13 protein-coding genes and 3 pseudogenes are annotated in these 12,844 nt (G+C 65.9%); 7 read left to right on the top strand and 9 right to left on the bottom strand.

What is annotated here, in order from left to right; translation table 11 throughout:
* Positions 1-60: 60 nt before the first annotated feature.
* Positions 61-219: a hypothetical protein gene (locus GD429_RS40720; RefSeq protein WP_161785078.1), complete on the top strand. Its 159-nt coding sequence runs from the start codon at positions 61-63 to the stop codon at positions 217-219.
* 44 nt (positions 220-263) lie between these two features.
* On the opposite strand, the gene GD429_RS29250 is transcribed toward GD429_RS40720, so the two are convergent.
* Both GD429_RS29250 and GD429_RS29245 read right to left on the bottom strand, forming a co-directional pair.
* Positions 264-1,469 (bottom strand): MFS transporter, encoded by a 1,206-nt coding sequence (locus GD429_RS29250; RefSeq protein WP_152862243.1) that lies wholly within the window; start codon positions 1,467-1,469, stop codon positions 264-266.
* Entirely contained in the window at positions 1,466-1,831 is a 366-nt protein-coding gene (locus GD429_RS29245) for a RidA family protein (RefSeq protein WP_152862241.1), read from the bottom strand. The genes GD429_RS29250 and GD429_RS29245 overlap by 4 nt, the downstream gene beginning before the upstream one ends.
* 139 nt (positions 1,832-1,970) lie before the next feature.
* Between GD429_RS29245 and GD429_RS29240 the strand changes: the two genes are divergently transcribed.
* The 3 genes from GD429_RS29240 (at position 1,971) to GD429_RS29230 (ending at position 4,515) form a co-directional block, all read left to right on the top strand.
* Complete coding sequence (locus tag GD429_RS29240; protein ID WP_152862239.1) at positions 1,971-2,789, top strand: TrmB family transcriptional regulator; 819 nt, start codon at positions 1,971-1,973, stop codon at positions 2,787-2,789.
* 124 nt (positions 2,790-2,913) lie between these two features.
* Positions 2,914-3,774: a PhzF family phenazine biosynthesis protein gene (locus tag GD429_RS29235; RefSeq protein ID WP_152862237.1), complete on the top strand. Its 861-nt coding sequence runs from the start codon at positions 2,914-2,916 to the stop codon at positions 3,772-3,774.
* 63 nt (positions 3,775-3,837) lie between these two features.
* Positions 3,838-4,515: a hypothetical protein gene (locus GD429_RS29230; RefSeq protein ID WP_152862235.1), complete on the top strand. Its 678-nt coding sequence runs from the start codon at positions 3,838-3,840 to the stop codon at positions 4,513-4,515.
* Between the two features lie 313 nt (positions 4,516-4,828).
* Here the strand turns inward: GD429_RS29230 and GD429_RS29220 are convergent, their stop codons facing one another.
* The 4 genes from GD429_RS29220 to GD429_RS29205 form a co-directional block, all read right to left on the bottom strand.
* Positions 4,829-5,578, bottom strand: coding sequence for an amino acid ABC transporter ATP-binding protein (locus tag GD429_RS29220; protein WP_152862234.1), 750 nt, complete (start codon positions 5,576-5,578; stop codon positions 4,829-4,831).
* Complete coding sequence (locus tag GD429_RS29215) at positions 5,565-6,215, bottom strand: amino acid ABC transporter permease (RefSeq protein WP_152862232.1); 651 nt, start codon at positions 6,213-6,215, stop codon at positions 5,565-5,567. The genes GD429_RS29220 and GD429_RS29215 overlap by 14 nt, the downstream gene beginning before the upstream one ends.
* Complete coding sequence (locus GD429_RS29210; protein ID WP_152862230.1) at positions 6,212-6,898, bottom strand: amino acid ABC transporter permease; 687 nt, start codon at positions 6,896-6,898, stop codon at positions 6,212-6,214. The genes GD429_RS29215 and GD429_RS29210 overlap by 4 nt, the downstream gene beginning before the upstream one ends.
* A gap of 65 nt (positions 6,899-6,963) precedes the next feature.
* Positions 6,964-7,770: a transporter substrate-binding domain-containing protein gene (locus GD429_RS29205; RefSeq protein ID WP_321574956.1), complete on the bottom strand. Its 807-nt coding sequence runs from the start codon at positions 7,768-7,770 to the stop codon at positions 6,964-6,966.
* Positions 7,771-8,034: 264 nt separating this feature from the next.
* On the opposite strand from GD429_RS29205, the pseudogene GD429_RS29200 reads away from it, so the two are divergent.
* Positions 8,035-8,322 (top strand): annotated as a pseudogene (locus tag GD429_RS29200) (2-deoxyribose-5-phosphate aldolase); the annotation flags it as partial.
* On the opposite strand, the pseudogene GD429_RS29195 reads toward GD429_RS29200, so the two are convergent.
* The 3 genes and pseudogenes from GD429_RS29195 to GD429_RS29190 all read right to left on the bottom strand — a co-directional run.
* Positions 8,294-8,452 (bottom strand): annotated as a pseudogene (locus GD429_RS29195) (curli production assembly protein CsgG); the annotation flags it as partial. The pseudogenes GD429_RS29200 and GD429_RS29195 sit on opposite strands and share 29 nt — an antisense overlap.
* Positions 8,453-8,467: 15 nt before the next feature.
* Positions 8,468-8,602 (bottom strand): annotated as a pseudogene (locus tag GD429_RS40715) (MFS transporter); the annotation flags it as partial.
* Positions 8,603-8,606: 4 nt separating this feature from the next.
* Positions 8,607-9,845 carry an SfnB family sulfur acquisition oxidoreductase gene (locus GD429_RS29190; protein ID WP_152862228.1) on the bottom strand — a complete coding sequence of 413 codons (1,239 nt, stop codon included), beginning with the start codon at positions 9,843-9,845 and terminating at the stop codon, positions 8,607-8,609.
* A gap of 292 nt (positions 9,846-10,137) precedes the next feature.
* Between GD429_RS29190 and GD429_RS29185 the strand changes: the two genes are divergently transcribed.
* Together GD429_RS29185 and GD429_RS29180 are read left to right on the top strand one after the other, a co-directional pair.
* The gene (locus GD429_RS29185; protein ID WP_152862227.1) at positions 10,138-11,397 is read left to right on the top strand and encodes an acyl-CoA dehydrogenase family protein; all 1,260 of its coding nucleotides are present in this window, start codon (positions 10,138-10,140) and stop codon (positions 11,395-11,397) included.
* Positions 11,394-12,794 carry an LLM class flavin-dependent oxidoreductase gene (locus tag GD429_RS29180; RefSeq protein WP_152862225.1) on the top strand — a complete coding sequence of 467 codons (1,401 nt, stop codon included), beginning with the start codon at positions 11,394-11,396 and terminating at the stop codon, positions 12,792-12,794. The genes GD429_RS29185 and GD429_RS29180 overlap by 4 nt, the downstream gene beginning before the upstream one ends.
* The last annotated feature ends 50 nt before the right edge of the window (positions 12,795-12,844 follow it).

The following is a 12,844-nucleotide window of genomic DNA, read 5'->3' as shown; positions in this document are numbered from 1 at the left end:
TTTGCACGCGCTGAGCGACACTGAACCCGACATGTGATGCATGGGCACGGCGTCGTTGTCGTGGAACCGGGTGAATCGAGGTTTGCCTGCGATCGCAAATGGCGCACGCTCAAGCGCGACTGCCTGCTCCGGCGCAAAAAATATCCGCCGGTGTTGCGGAAATTTGAACGCCGGGAGCGGATCGCCATCGACGAATCGGAGAACCCCGATCATGCATGAAAAATGAAATTTCGTTCGATCGCGAGAGCAGGCCCGATCCGCACTCAACCGGCGGAAGTCGGCTCTCCTGGCATATCGATCCTCGCGGATGCGGTGCCTACCCACCCGGCCGCCATGATTGCCGCCGCCGCGACGATCATCATCGCGCCCCACCCGACCCGTTCGTTGAGCCCCCCCGCCGCCACGGCACCGGCGGCGCCGGCCGCGTAGTAGAGCGTCAGATACGCGGCACTCAATGCGCCGGCCCGAGCCGGCTGAATCGCGACGACACGCGACTGGTTCGCAACCTGTGCAGCAAAACAGCCGGCATCGAACAGGGCCAGCCCGACACCCAGCCATCCGGGACGACCGAGCGCAACGCCCAGCAGCAAGGCCGACAGGGCCGCTACGACGAGCCCGCAACGGATCACGGCACGATCGCCGAATCGATCGGTGAATTTTCCGGCAACGCGCGTCACGCCAAGACCGAGCACACCCGCGAGACTGTACGCACCGATCGCCGAGGCACCCATGCTGTAGGGTGGCTCGGCCAGGCGAAGCGAGAGCCCGACCCACACCAGATTGAATGCGAAGAACCACAGCATGCCGGCGCAGGTACGGCGCCTCAGCTGGACGCTGGCACGCAACAAGTGCGGAATGGCACCGAGCCTGGCCGCATGGCCGGGACGCCCTTCCGGTCGGCCGCCGGGCAACAGCACACCGCTGCCGATCGCAGCCAGCGCAACGCATCCGGCCAGCGCGAGCAATGCTCCGCGCCACCCGCACCATTGCGACAACACGCCGCCCACGAAGCGGCTCAGCAGGATACCGGCGGAAATCCCCGCGGACACGGCGCCCATGGCCCCGCCGCGCCGGTGCGGATCCGCATGTTTCCCGGCGACGGCGCTGCATTGCGCGGCGACCGTCGTGGCCGCCCCCACCAGAAAGAAGCCGGCGTCGAGTGCGAGCGGCCCGGACGACCACGACGCGCACGCAAGCAACAACGCGAGCGCGCCCATTTGCGCCGGAATGAGCGTGCGCGGACTGAACCGGTCAACCAACGGAACCAGCAACGCGAGGCCGACCAGATAACCGAGCATCGTCACGGAGGCGAGAGCCGCCATGCGCGACGCGGGTACGCCGAACCCGCTCGCGATGACGGAAAGCGACGGCTGCAACGCATAGCCGTTGGCGATCGCCACGCCCGCCGCCAGCGCAAGCGCCGCGGTCGCAGCACGCGACAGCGGCACGCGTTCGCCCGCGACGGTCATGCTCCGGTCCTGACCGCAATCGCCTCGACTTCGACCAGGATCTCCGGATCGACAAACGGAAGCGCATGCACCAGCGAAAACGCCGGCCGGATATCGCCGTAGGTCTCTCCATGCGCGCGCGCCGCGGCCTCCCAATTGTCGAAGTCGGCGACCACCAGGCGGCTCTGGACGACGTCCGACAACGAGAACCCGCTGTCTGCCAGCACGCGTTCGATCGTCTCCAGCGCGTCGCGTGTCTGCGCGTACACGTCTGCTCCCTTGCCCGCCGTTCCCGAAATGTAGATGGTGTTGTCGACGACCACTGCACGCGAGTAGCCAACCTTGGGCTCCCACGGGGAGCCGGTGCTGATCCGTTGACGCATCTTGAAGATCCCTCCGATAAGGTTCAGGAATATCACCTACTACTTGGGTAGTAGTTTGCGGCGATTGTATACTACTCCGGTAGTTAATCAAGGAATCCCATGAAGATCGTCGCAAGAGTGGGAGCCGGAGCCAATACACATGAGCGAAAACACGGAGCTGATCACGTCGTTGATCCGGCTTGGATTTACCCAATACGAGGCGCAGGCCTACGCGGCACTCGTCGGTCAAGCCGCGCTGACGGGCGCGGAAGTCGGCCGGCGCGCCGGCATGCCGCCCTCCAAGATCTACGAAACCTTGACGCGCCTGGAAGCGCGCGGGGCGGTGCTCGTCAACCGGTCCGAACCCGTCCGCTATGCGGCCGTACCTCACCGCTCGTTGCTCGAAGAATTGCGCACGCGCTTCAATGCGGATCTTGAACTCGCTGCGGGCGCGCTCGATCGGCTGCCGGTGCAGCAGGAGCCGGGGCTGGTCTGGTCGTTGAGCGGGCGGGAAGCGATCGCCAGTGCCTTCGCGCGCGTCATCGTCAATGCGAAGACGCAGATATTCGCGGGCGTCTGGGACGAGGAAATCGACGACCTGGGGCCGCTGCTCGAGGCCGCCGCGGCGCGGGGCGTCGATACGCACGTGGCGATTTACGGCAATCGCACGCTCAACGGGCCGCGCCACTACGATATGGCCAAATGCGGCGCCAGCGCGAGGCTCAGGCTTTCCGGACGCCGGCTCGCCGTCGCGGTGGCGGACAACACCGAGGCAGTAGCGGCAGAGTTCGGCGATCATTCACCCGATCAGGCGACGCTGACGACCAATCCGGTCATTGCGCTGCTCGCGGTCGAGTACATCAAGGCGGACGTGAGCGGCCGCGTATTGATCGACGCATTGAGTCCGGCGGAGTACAGGAAAGTCCTGAAGCATCCCGACATGCAGGCGATGCTTGCGCCACTCGACAAACAAGGCTGAGCGACGCAACGCCGCGTGGCTGCCGACGCATTGAACGAAGCGCACGATGTGCTGCTCGCCGACGCGTACAGTCCGCATCCATGCTGCCCAGATACGGTGATTGCCACCTCCACGCGAGATCCAAATGACCACGTATGCCTTCCGCCTGCTGAATGTATTCGCCGAAGCCACGTTCGGCGGCAACCCGCTCTGCGTATTCGAAGATGCGCGAGGCATGGACGACGCGACCATGCAGGCACTCGCCGTGCAGTTCAACCTGTCCGAAACGACCTTCGTGTTGCCGTCGGTCCGCGCGCATGCACGGGTCCGCATCTTCACGCCGGGGTATGAAATGGCCTTCGCGGGCCATCCGACGCTCGGCACAGCGCATGTCGTGCGAGATCTGCTGAATGCCGGCGACGCAATCACGCTCGAATTCAAGGCCGGGGTTGTCAACGTCAATGCGCACGACGACGTGTGGACGTTCATCGCGCCGCACGTGGGCATGCCGAAAACAGCAGCGTGCGAGTTGTCCGATGCCCAAACGGCGGCACTGCTCGGGCTGACGAAAGACGACTTGCTCGCGCCGCCGATCTGGGTCGATACAGGCGCCGATCAACTGCTGGTCGCACTCAAGGACACCGACGCCGTGCGCCGCGCGATGCCCGACAGTGCGTGCCTCGACATCTGGCCGAAAAGCAGCCTCGGCCGCAAGACCGCCTACGTGTTCGCGTTCGACGCCGAGCGCCCAGGGAAAGTGGTCTCCCGCTATTTCTTCGTGAAACAGGGCGGCGGCATTTCGGAAGACCCGGGCACCGGATCGGCTTGCGCAAACCTCGGTGGCTGGCTGCTTGCCGCCAAACACGATCTGCCTGCGGCCTTTCAGGTCGAGCAGGGCGACACCGTCGGCCGGCCTTGCCGGCTGCGGTTGTCGGTCGGCGCAAACGGAGAGATCGGTGTCGGGGGGCGCGTGATCGAACTCGGGCGCGGTACCATCAACGTGTAGAAACGGCACGCGCCGCCGCGTTTGTTATGCTGCGCGCATCGCTTGCCCGAGCCGATCTCCGAAATGAACACCCTCGCACCAGACCTTGCCCGCACGCTGCGCATATCCTGCGACGCCTGCTTCGGCACGGCCGCGGTCTGGCCGCTCGTCGAGCGTGCATACAGCGAGCCGCAGCGTTTCTACCACACGCTCGCACACCTGGCGGAATTGTTCGCCCACCTCGCGCCGTATCGCACGGAACCGCTGTGGCCAGCCATCGAGCTCGCCGTATGGGCGCACGATTTCGTTTACGCGACGACACTGCCGGACTATGCGGAGAACGAAGCGCGCAGCGCGCACTGGCTCGTGCAGGTCACGAACGAACGCTGCACCGAGCCGTGGTTGCATGCGCACGCATCGCATGTGTCCGCTGCACACGTTCTCGTGCTCGCGACGAAGTCGCACCGGCTGCCCCATACGTTCGCGGCCGATCCGGACTTGCAGCGCGCCGGGCGGATTTTTCTCGATGCCGATCTCGCGATCCTCGCAGCCACGCCCGACCGGCTGCGCGAATACGATCGTGCGATCGCACGCGAATGGGCGCAGGATCCGGATGCGCCGTCGGCGGCGTTCCGTGCCGGCCGCAAGCAGGCGCTCGAACACCTGCGCGGGCAAGCCCCGCTGTTTCAATCGGCGGAATTCGCGCCGCTCACGCCGCTCGCGCAACGCAATCTCGACACGCTGATCCACGCATACGCGTGAGCTTCGTGCGCACCGCCGCGTGGTTTCGTCACACGGCGTCGCGCATCTGCGTGACCGCATGCGACCGCATCACGAACGCGAGAATCACCGCACCGGACAGCGCCGACGCGCCAGCCAGCACGAGCTCGATCCCGCGGCACGATCTCCTGCAGCAGCGACCACCACGCCTGCGGCGCCATGAACGCGAACAGGTTCGCGATCGCGATCAGCGTGACGGCCGCGCCGAGCGAACTCACGTGCGACGCGAGCAACACGCCGCCGCGGCTCGGAGCAGATCAAGCACCATCACGAACATCCGCGGAGCGGAGCGGCGTCAGTTCACGAACGCTTCCGTCTTCTGAAGCCCTCCAAGGAACCGCTTCAACTCCACCGTCCCCGGTCGCGCGAAGATCTCCTCCGGCGTCCCGCTCTCCCAGACCCTGCCCTGATGCATGAACACCACCTTGTCGCTCACCGCGCGCGCGAAGTTCATCTCGTGCGTGACCATGATCAACGTCATGTCGTCGCGCGCGAGCTGCTCGACGACACCCAGCACCTCGCCGACCAGTTCCGGATCGAGCGCCGACGTGATTTCGTCGCACAGCAGCACGCTCGGCTTCATCGCGAGCGCGCGCGCAATCGCGACGCGCTGCTGCTGACCGCCGGACAGCTGTTCCGGAAACGCGTCGAATTTGTCGCCGAGGCCGACCCGCTCGAGCATCAGCTCCGCGATCGCGCGCGCCTGCTGGCGATGCGACTTCTTCACGACCGACTGCGCGAGCATCACGTTTTGCCCGGCGCTCAGATGCGGAAACAGGTTGTATTGCTGGAACACCATTCCGACCTTGAGCCGCAGTGCACGCAAGTCCGCGTGTCGCGCGTCGACGCGTTCGCCGTCGATCGCGATCGTACCCGCGTCGATGCTCTCGAGCCCGTTGAGCGTGCGCAGCAGCGTGCTCTTGCCCGAGCCGCTGCGGCCGATGATCGACACGACTTGCCCGCGTTCGACGGAGAAATCGATGCCCTTGAGCACATGATGGGTACCGAAATTCTTTTCGAGACCACGGGTTTCAACGAGCGGCATTCCATCTCCTTTGCAACGTGCGCGCGTAACGGGTAAGCGGATAACAGAGTGCGAAATAGATGAGCGCGACGAGCCCGTATACAACGAACGGACGGAACGTCGCGTTCGAGATCGCGACGCCGACCTTGGTCAGCTCGGTGAAGCCGATGATCGACACCAGCGCCGTGTCCTTCACGGCCTGCACGCCGAACCCGACCGTCGGCGCGATCGCGATGCGCGCGGCCTGCGGCAGGATCACATGACGCAACTGCTCGACGTAGCTCATCGCGAGGCTTGCCGACGCCTCCCACTGCCCTTTCGGCACCGCCTCGACGCAGCCGCGCCAGATTTCCGCGAGATACGCGCTCGTGAAGAACGTGAGGCCGGCCGTGGCCGCAACCCACGGCGACACATCGAGACCGATGAGCGGCAGGCCGAAGAACACGACGAACAGCTGCATCAGCAATGGGGTGCCCTGGAACACCTCGATGTACAGCTTCGCGCAGCTGCGCAGCACGCGCGAGTTCGACACGCGCATCACGAGCAACCCGAGGCCGACGAGACCGCCGGACAGAAATGACACGATCGAGAGCACGACCGTCCAGCGTGCGGCGAGCAGCAGGTTTGCAAGAATCTGCCCGAACGTGAAATCGGTCATCGCGCACCTCGCACACGGCGGGAAAACAGGCGGCGCCCCATCGAGCCAAGCGCGGCGCGCAGCAGCAGCGCCATCGCCAGATACGCGAGCGCGATCACGAAATACGTTTCGAACGAGCGGAAATTGCGCGACTGGATATAACTCGCCGCATAGGTGAGATCGGCCACCGAGATTTGCGACACGACGGCCGAGCCGAGCATCGTGATGACGATCTGGCTCGCGAGCGCCGGAAACACCTTCGCGAGCGCCTGCGGCAACACGACGTGGCGCAGCATCTGCGCGCGCGACATCGCAAGCGCGGCGGCTGCCTCCAGATGCCCCTTCGGCACGGCGGCGACGCCCGCGCGCACGATCTCGACCGAGTACGCACCGAGATTCAGCGTCATCGCGAGAATCGCGGCCGTGTATTCGTCGATGCGCACGCCGAGCGCGGGCAATCCGAAGAAGATAAAGAATAGCTGGACGACGAACGGCGTATTGCGAACCGCCTCGACGTACGCGCCGACCAACGGGCGCAGCCGCACGGCCGCACGCGCGTCGGCGCTGTACGCGGCCGCGCCGAGCACGCCGATCGAAACGCCGAGCACGGTCGCGACGGCGGTCAGCGCGAACGTAGTCGCCGCGCCGCTCGCGAACATGCCGGCGTATTCGGCGAGCTCGCCGAATCGAAGCTGATAGCTCATGACAGATGGGAAGGATCGGGTTCAGACGACGATCGCCGCGCCGTCGCAGGCACGGCGGCGATCGCTCACAGGCCGGCCGGCAACGGCTGGCCGAGCCACTTCTTCGACATCGCGCTCAGCGTGCCGTCCTGTTTCGCATGTGCGATCGCGTCGTCGATCTTCGCGAGCAGGCGTGTTTCGTTCTTGTTCACGCCGACGAAGCACGGCGAATTCTTGATCACGAACTTGACCTCGGGCCGGCGCGGCGGATTCTTCGCGAGAATCGCCGCTGCGACGATGTTGCCTGCCGCGATCAACTGCACCTGCCCGGACAGGAATGCCTGGATCGTCGCGTTGTTGTCCTCGAAGCGCTTGATCGTCGCGTTCGGTGCGAGCTGCGACAGCGCGATCTCCTCGAGTGCGCCGCGCGTGGCGCCGACCGTCTTGCCATTCAGGTCGGCGGGCGTGCTCACTTTCACGTCGGCCGGCCCGAACACGCCCTGGAAATACGGTGCGTAGGCAGTCGAGAAGTCGACCACCTTCTCGCGCTCCGGCGTCTTGCCGAGCGACGAGATCACCATGTCGACCTTGTTGGTCGTCAGATACGGAATCCGGTTCGCGCTGTTCACGGGCACCAGCTTCAGCTTCACGCCGAGCGATTTCGCAAGCAGTTCGGCCATGTCGATGTCGTAGCCCTGCGGCTGCATGTCGGTACCAACCGAGCCGAACGGCGGATAGTCCTCCGGCACCGCGACGCGCAGCGCGCCGCTTTTCGCAATGGTGTCGAGCGCGTCGGCACGCGCAGGCGCGGCGGCAAACAACGCCATCACGGGCGCGGCGATCAGCGCAGCCAGCCATGCGCGTCGGGGGAACGGTCGGGTGATCGAATTCACGGTGAGTCTTCCTTGTCTCGTCTGTCGTCGGGCAGCGCGCAACCGTTGCGCGGCCATGCCCTCTTCAGCAAAAACCGGGCCACCCCCGCTTGACGCTTCAGTTGTCGGCAATAGCGGCCAAGCGTGCCGAAATGCATTCCTCATTTCGGTGCATGAATCGATGCCGAACGCCGCGGTTGCCCGTTCGCGGCGCGCGTCCATGCACCAAACCATCCGACCAGTCTGACCAGACGAATCGGCCGGCGGTCGCGGAAGGACGTGCCGGGCCGCGCCGACGACGCGAAGGCCGACATCGCGGCCGTGCAGCACGCATGCGGCGCGGTGCCGCTGAAGGTGATCCTCGAGACGGGGCTGCTGAGCGACGACGAGAAAGTGCGCGTGTGCGAGATGTGCCGCGATCTCGACGTCGCGTTCGTGAAGACGTCGACGGGGTTCAACCACGGCGGCGCGACGCTCGCGGGTGTCGCGCTGACGCGCCGCACGGTGGGCCCGTATCTCGGCGTGAAGGCATCGGGCGGCGTGCGCGACCGCGTGACTGCGCCCGCGATTTGAGGTGCGTCGGGGTGCGGCGACGGTGGCCGCCGAGTCGGTCAATTCCGTCCGAGAAGATGCCGTGCATATTGCTCGAACGGTTATCAAACTTGCCGACCGCACTTGCGACCGGCTTGCCGGCATATGGCTTCTACGCGCTGCAGACGATCGTCGCGCCCAGCCACGGCAAGATGCCGGCGACGCTCATCTGTTTGATATTCAGGTGCTGATAGTTGCTCAGGTAACTCGGCAGCCACGACAGGAAGGAATACAGCACGTAGCCGAAGCTGAAGAACGCGAGCGGTTCAATTCCACGCATGGCGCGCCGGACGCACGCCGTTCAGGTAATAGTTGCCGACGAGGTGATATTTCCACCGCACCGGATCGTGCAGCGTATGCGTGCGCGCATTGCGCCAGTGCCGGTCGAGGTTATGCTCGGCGAGCGTCGACTGCGTGCCGGCCAGCTCGAACAGCTTCTCGCCCGCGAGCAGCGCAATCTCGGTCGTCAGCACCTTCGCTTCGCCGACCGCGACCGACGCGCGCGCGACATCGTCGTCGGTCACCGTGCCGCGCGCGCCGATCTCGTCGAGCGTGCGCGCCGCACGTTCGAGCAGCGCTTCCGCCGCATGAAGCTGAATGTGCAGACGGCCAATCTCGCGGAGAATCAGTGGATCGTCTGCCGCCCGTTCGACACCGCTGTCGACCCACGGCCGCGTGCGGGTGCGCACGAACGCCAGCGTATCGTCGATGGCCGCTTTCGCAATGCCGGCATCGATCGCCGCCTGGATGATCTGCGACAGCGGGCCATTGAGCGTCGGCTCGTCCGACACGCGCTGCGCGGGCAGCACATGCGACGCAGGTACGCGCACGCCGTCGAGCACTACCGTGCCGCTCGCGGTCGTGCGCTGCCCGAACCCCGACCAGTCGTCGATCACGGTCAGCCCAGGCGTCGGCTGCGGCACGTAGGCAAGCCACGCGTGCTGCGCGTCGTCGAGACCGAGCACCGGCACGTAATGCGCGAACAGCGCACCCGTCGAGTAGAACTTCGTGCCGTCGACGACATAGCCATCGCCGTCGCGGCGCACGCGCGTCTTCAGATCGAGCACGTGCTTCGTGCCCTTCTCCGAGAAGCCGTTGCCGAACCGCTTGCCGCTCAGCACTTCCGCAAAAAAATAGCGCTTTTGCGCGTCGGTGCCGACCAGTGCGATCACGTCGATCAGCCCGAAATGATTCTGCGGCAACTGTCCGAGCGACGCATCGGCCGCCGCAATAATCTTGATCACCTCGGTGAGCGTCACATGCGATACACCCGCTCCGCCGTATGCCTTCGGCACCGTGATCGCCCATAGCCCCGACTGCGAGAACCATTCGATCTCGTCGCGCGGCAACCGGCGCTCCCGATCCCGCTCGGCAGCACCTTCCGCAAGCCGCTGCGCCAGCGCATGTGCGGCCGCGATCGCCTGCGCGTCGTCGGCGATCACGCGGGCCACTTGCGGTTTCCGATCGGCCGACTGCTCCTGAATCGTGGCGCTCGTATCTGACATCGGGCTCTCCTGTCGAATCGCGAAAGCGTTCAATCTAGCAGCGCGTTGCAGGTCGGCCAACCGAGCGATTCTCGGAACGATATTCCTTCGGATCACAAACGACATGACGATTCTCGCGCGCAATATCGTGCTGCTGCGTCGCAATCGCTGCCCGAGCGCCAGTGCGTTTCCGACCGGTCCGCGTAATGCTCATCGACGATAACGATCTGCGAATCCGTTATTGGAACGCCCGCCCCGCGCTTCCTATACTGGCCCCCCGGCGCAAACGGCCCCGCCCTTCGAGGAAATCCGCATGACTTCGTCGCACGCAGACACCGACCTTTCCACCGGCACCGACTACGACGCACTCGCGAGCCGGTTCCGGCCGATCTTCGACCGCATCGCAACAGGCACTGCCGAACGCGAACGCCGCCGCGAACTGCCGCACGAAGCGATCGGCTGGCTGAAGGCGGCCGGCTTCGGCGCGGTACGGCTGCCGGTACGCGACGGCGGTGCCGGCGCATCGCTGCCGCAGTTGTTCCGGCTGCTGATCGAACTCGCCGCCGCCGATTCCAATCTGCCGCAGGCGTTGCGCGGACACTTCGCGTTCGTCGAGGACTGGCTGAACGCGCCGCCCGGGCCGCAACGCACGACATGGTTCGACCGGTTCGCAAGCGGCCAGCTCATCGGCAACGCGTGGTCGGAGGCCGGCGACGTGCCGCTCGGCCAGACCATCACGAAGGTGTCGGAGCAGAACGGCCGGCTGGTGCTGAACGGGCGCAAGTTCTACAGCACGGGCAGCCTGTTCGCCGACTGGATCGACGTGTTCGCGCAGCGCGCGCACGACGGCAGCGACGTGATCGTCGCCGTCGCGACCGCGCAGCCCGGCGTGATCCGCGAAGACGACTGGGACGGCTTCGGCCAGACGACCACCGGCAGCGGCACGACGCGCTTCGAGAATGCGACGGTCGAGGCGCACGACGTGATCGACTTCGCACGCCGCTTCAAGTACCAGACCGCGTTCTACCAACTCTTCCACGTCGCGACGCTGGCCGGCATCGGCCACGCGATCGTGCGCGACGCGAGCGCGCTCGTGCGCACTCGCACCCGCGTGTACAGCCACGGCAACGCCGCACGCGCGGGCGACGATGCGCAGCTCCAGCAGGTGATCGGCGAGATTGCGTCGTGGGCGTACGCGGCCGACGCGCTCGCATTGCGCGCAGCGCAGCCGCTTCAGCTTGCCTACGAGGCGCGCTTCGGCGGTGACGAACAGGCCGAACACGACGCAAACGTCGCGGCCGAAATCGAATCCGCGCAGAGCCAGCTCGTCGTGTCCGAACTCGTACTGCGCGCCGCGACGCGCCTGTTCGACGCGCTCGGTGCGTCCGCGACCCGCAGCACGACCGCGCTCGACCGACACTGGCGCAACGCGCGTACGGTGTCGTCGCACAACCCGCTCGTCTACAAGGCCAGGATCGTCGGCGACTGGGTCATCAACGGCCGCACGCCGCCGTTCGTCTGGCGCGTCGGCAACGGCACGGGCGCCAGTGCGGAAACCGGAGCCGCGCAATGAGCAAGACCATCCGCTTCAACGCGTTCGAGATGAACTGCGTCGGCCACCAGTCGCCCGGCCTGTGGGCGCATCCGCGCGACCGTTCGTGGCAGTACAAGGATCTCGACTACTGGACCGACCTCGCCCGCATCCTCGAGCGCGGGATCTTCGACGCGATCTTCATCGCAGACGTGATCGGCTATTACGACGTCTACAAGGGCAGCAACTACCACGCGCTGCACCAGGCCGCGCAGATCCCGGTCAACGACCCGCTGCAGCTTGCCGCACCGATCGCGATGGCGACCGAGCATCTCGGCATCGGCATCACCGCGTCGACGACGTTCGAGCACCCGTACACGTTCGCGCGCCGGCTGTCGACCGCCGACCATCACACCAAGGGCCGGCTCGCGTGGAACATCGTCACGTCCTACCTGGAGAGCGGTGCGAAGAACGTCGGCGATCACGGCTTGCGCACGCACGACGATCGTTATGCGGTCGCGGCCGAATACGTCGAGGTGCTGTACAAGCTGTTCGAGGGCAGTTGGGAAGACGGCGCGGTGGTGCGCGATCGCGACGGCCGCGTGTTCACGCATCCCGAGAAGGTGCACGAGATCGGCCACAAGGGCCGCTTCTTCGACGTGCCCGGCTATCACCTGTGCGAACCGTCGCCGCAGCGCACGCCGGTGCTGTTCCAGGCCGGCGCGTCCGGCCCCGGCAAGGCGTTCGCCGCGCAACACGCCGAATGCGTGTTCGTCGCCGCGCCGACTCGCGAGCAGCTCGCGCGCTACGTGGCCGATGTGCGCGCGCAGGCCGCCGCCGCGGGCCGCGATCCACGCAAGGTGCTGATCTACAACCTCGTCACGGTGATCGTCGACGAAACCGACGAGAAGGCGCAGGCCAAGTTCGACGAGTATCGTCGCTACGTGTCGTACGACGGTTCGCTGGTGTTCATGTCCGGCTGGACCGGCATCGACTTCGGCCAGTACGCGCCGACCGATCCCGTCCGGCGCGTCGAAACGAATGCGATCGTTTCGGCCGTCGAGCACCTGGCGGGCGGCGACACCGCGTGGACAATCGAGGCACTGGCGGCCTGGGGTGGTATCGGCGGAATGGGCCCGGTGTTCGTCGGGTCGGCGGCGACCGTCGCGGACATCCTGCAGGAATGGGTTGCCGCAACCGACGTGGATGGCTTCAATCTCGCGTATGCGGTTGCGCATGAAACCTTCGAAGACATCGTGCGCTACCTCGTTCCGGAGTTGCAACGGCGCGGCGTCTATCCGACGCAGTATGCGCCGGGCACGCTGCGCGAGAAACTGTTCGGCGGCACTGCGCGGCTGCCGGATGAGCATCCGGCCGCGCAGTTTCGCGATATCGAGCAGGTCAAGCGCGATGCCGAGCGGGAGATCGTCAGTGCGTGACGGCAATGTCGAAGCCGGCTTGCCCGCGTTCGCGCGGCAACCGGCTTCAA

Origin of the sequence: Burkholderia sp. BE17, assembly GCF_009362305.1 — a bacterium.
In the GTDB taxonomy this organism is placed as follows: domain Bacteria; phylum Pseudomonadota; class Gammaproteobacteria; order Burkholderiales; family Burkholderiaceae; genus Burkholderia; species Burkholderia pyrrocinia_C.
The sequence above is the reverse complement of the archived record's forward strand: the minus strand, read 5'-3'. Positions and strand labels throughout refer to the sequence as shown.